Origin of the sequence: Terasakiella pusilla DSM 6293, assembly GCF_000688235.1 — a bacterium.
In the GTDB taxonomy this organism is placed as follows: domain Bacteria; phylum Pseudomonadota; class Alphaproteobacteria; order Rhodospirillales; family Terasakiellaceae; genus Terasakiella; species Terasakiella pusilla.
On record NZ_JHYO01000069.1, the window covers coordinates 1 to 2570 of the forward strand.

3 protein-coding genes and 1 pseudogene are annotated in these 2570 nt (G+C 45.7%); 1 reads left to right on the forward strand and 3 read right to left on the reverse strand.

What is annotated here, in order from left to right; all coding sequences use genetic code 11:
* Positions 1-135: 135 nt before the first annotated feature.
* A complete protein-coding gene (locus tag Q397_RS0120045; protein WP_028880900.1) occupies positions 136-441 on the reverse strand; it encodes an IS3 family transposase in 306 nt (101 codons plus the stop codon).
* Between the two features lie 197 nt (positions 442-638).
* Between Q397_RS0120045 and Q397_RS0120050 the strand changes: the two genes are divergently transcribed.
* Positions 639-1586: a proline dehydrogenase family protein gene (locus tag Q397_RS0120050; protein ID WP_028880901.1), complete on the forward strand. Its 948-nt coding sequence runs from the start codon at positions 639-641 to the stop codon at positions 1584-1586.
* Here the strand turns inward: Q397_RS0120050 and Q397_RS0120055 are convergent.
* Positions 1554-2297, reverse strand: coding sequence for an AraC family transcriptional regulator (locus Q397_RS0120055; RefSeq protein ID WP_028880902.1), 744 nt, complete (start codon positions 2295-2297; stop codon positions 1554-1556). The two genes, Q397_RS0120050 and Q397_RS0120055, sit on opposite strands and share 33 nt — an antisense overlap.
* A gap of 165 nt (positions 2298-2462) precedes the next feature.
* Positions 2463-2570 (reverse strand): annotated as a pseudogene (locus Q397_RS24905) (IS5/IS1182 family transposase); the annotation flags it as partial.

Here is a 2570-nt window from a genome sequence, read left to right on the forward strand (position 1 = left end):
GCATGAGCCTGAGATTATAAGAATTCTCCCCCTTGCAGCACTTGTCGCGGGAACTGCGGACAGCGTAATAGGTCGAACTCGGGATTTTGAGCAATTGGCACTGGCGGGTCAGCGAGAGCTTTTCAAGCGGAACAATCATCGCCTTCCTCCGCTCCCGAGAGAGTGTTTGAAGGCCCGATCTAAAAAATCCACTTCCACCGTCAATTCGCCGATCTTAGCGTGAAGCTCCTTGATTTCGGCTTCATGGTTGTCTTTTTGCTTTTCCTGCTTGCCAGAAAAAATATCGGCCATATTTTCCAAAGCTTTCTTTTTCCATGTGCTGATCTGGTTGGGATGAACATCGTATTTCTTGGCCAATTCGGGAAGCGTCAGTTCTTCGCGTAAAGCTTCCAATGCAACCTTGGCTTTGAAATCGGCGGAATGATTACGGCGTTTTGCCATGAGATCGTCCTTTTCAAAAGCGGCTATCCCACCTTAGCACCCTGTCCAGGTTTTGGGGACCACCTCTCTGAGATCAGGATATTGTTTAAGTGCCCTTAGGCGAGCCTGCTTGAGCTGAGACGAAAGTGCAATATCGTACAATACAGGGGACGGGGCGTGATGCTTTAAAATGCTAATTTGCATTTGGAGTATTGCATATGAATATTTGGCAATCCGTACTGATTTCTGCCGCGCGAAATAAAAAAATTGAACAGTTGATGCAGAATAGTCGTTCTGCAAGTTCTATCGCCAAACGCTTTGTTGGTGGCGAAAATTTGGATCAGGCGATCACGGTCGCAAAAAAGCTCAATGACACAAAGGTAGATGTGTCGGCCTTTTATTTGGGTGAGTATGTTGAGGATGAAGAGCTCATCTTTAAAACGGTGCAGGCCAAGTGCGATGCCATACAAAAACTCGCTGAGGCTGGACTGGATGTGCATGTTTCGGTTGATCCGACACAAATCGGCTATATGCAGAGCTTTGATCTCTTTCAAAAGAACGCAGAGTATCTTGCTGAAAAACTTAAAGAGTATGCCAACAGTAAAACATCCCGGTTGATGTTTGATATGGAAGACGCCTCTCTGAATGAGCCGACGATATCCGTTTATAGGGATCTTTCACGAAAAGGGCTGCCTGTTGCACTCACCCTTCAAGCTTATTTGCACCGTACAGATGACGATCTGGAAAGAGAGATCCAACCCAATGCCATGATCCGCTTGGTAAGAGGAGCGTTCGCTGCTGGACCTGAAAAAGCGCTGCAAGGTCAGGCCAGAATTACAGATGCCTACATAGAGCATGCGCGAAAAATGTTAAAGACATCGGCAAGAAATATCGGTTTTTACCCCGTGTTTGCAACGCATGATCCTGCGAAAATCGAGCCTATTCTTGAGCTTTCCAAACAAAATGGCTGGGAAAAAGATCAATTTGAGTTTGAAATGTTGTATGGGGTTCGACCTGATGTGCAGGAGGGGTTAATTAAACGCGGTTATCGCTTGCGGCTCTATTTACCCTTTGGTCAAGACTGGTGGGCATATGCGGCAAGACGTATTGGTGAAAGTCCCCGCAATGCGACCTTACTGCTGCGTTCTGTCTTGTTTTCTAAATAGATTGGCAGGGGTCACGCCAAAAAAAGTCGACAGTTCTTTCGTCATGTGGCTTTGATCACTGAAGCCACAGGCGAAGGCTGCATCGCTTAAAGAGATGCCTTTTCTGATCATGTCTTTGGCTTTGGCGAGACGAAAAAGACGGTGATAGGTTCGCGGAGGAATGCCGATGTTTTTTTTGAACCAACGCGAACAATAGGTCGGGCTAAGGCCTAGAAAATTGGAAAGGTCATGCAGAGAGAGGGGGGGTTCCCATTGCCCTTCAATAAAGTGACAGGCTTTTTGCAAAAGTCGGTTTTTTTCAAGGCTGATCTGAAGGGGGGCGTGCGCGTATTGAGAAAAAACAGCCTGATAGATGGCTGTATCGTCCTTTCCCTTTTCCAATGCTTGAATGACTTCTGGCGCGGTGACCACTTTGTGGGAAAAGGCCTTGAGCTCGCCTAAAAAGTCGCGGACAAACGCTTGTTTTACGTACCGCATTTCGTAACTTAAAAAAGAAGATGTACGTGCGGAATGAACCTGATAGGGGTTGAGTAAAATTAACTGTCCAGGCACGATTTTGGTGAGAGTACCGTCACATTCCATGTTGCAATAGCCATCATGAATCCAGCCTATGGAATATTCTTCATGAAAATGCGGAACAAAATGCCGACTTTTGAGTTCGGCTTGAAGTAAGTCGCCAAAAATAAAATGAATGAGCGTACTGTGTTCCATCTTCAACCTTTGTGAGAAATGAGGGAGGGAGTATACGTAAATCATCTCTCACAAGGCAAGTTGATACCGAGTCTGGCTTATATCCAGATATCATTGGGTTTTCTCTTCGGTGGAATAAGCTTTGTACCCTCCGATTTTTTGAGTCTCTGATTTTAGGCCCTAGACTCATAAATTTTTCATCCAAATGCGAACTGATGCCAGTTTAACAGCAGCGAGGAAATTCTCAGGGTTCTTATCATAACGTGTGGCAATGCCTCTGAATTGCTTGAGTTT

Coding starts and splice junctions, on each gene's coding strand:
- Q397_RS0120055 (WP_028880902.1), bottom strand. CDS start 2,297: ATGGAACACAGTACGCTCATTCATTTTATTTTTGGCGACTTACTTCAA.
- Q397_RS0120050 (WP_028880901.1), top strand. CDS start 639: ATGAATATTTGGCAATCCGTACTGATTTCTGCCGCGCGAAATAAAAAA.
- Q397_RS0120045 (WP_028880900.1), bottom strand. CDS start 441: ATGGCAAAACGCCGTAATCATTCCGCCGATTTCAAAGCCAAGGTTGCA.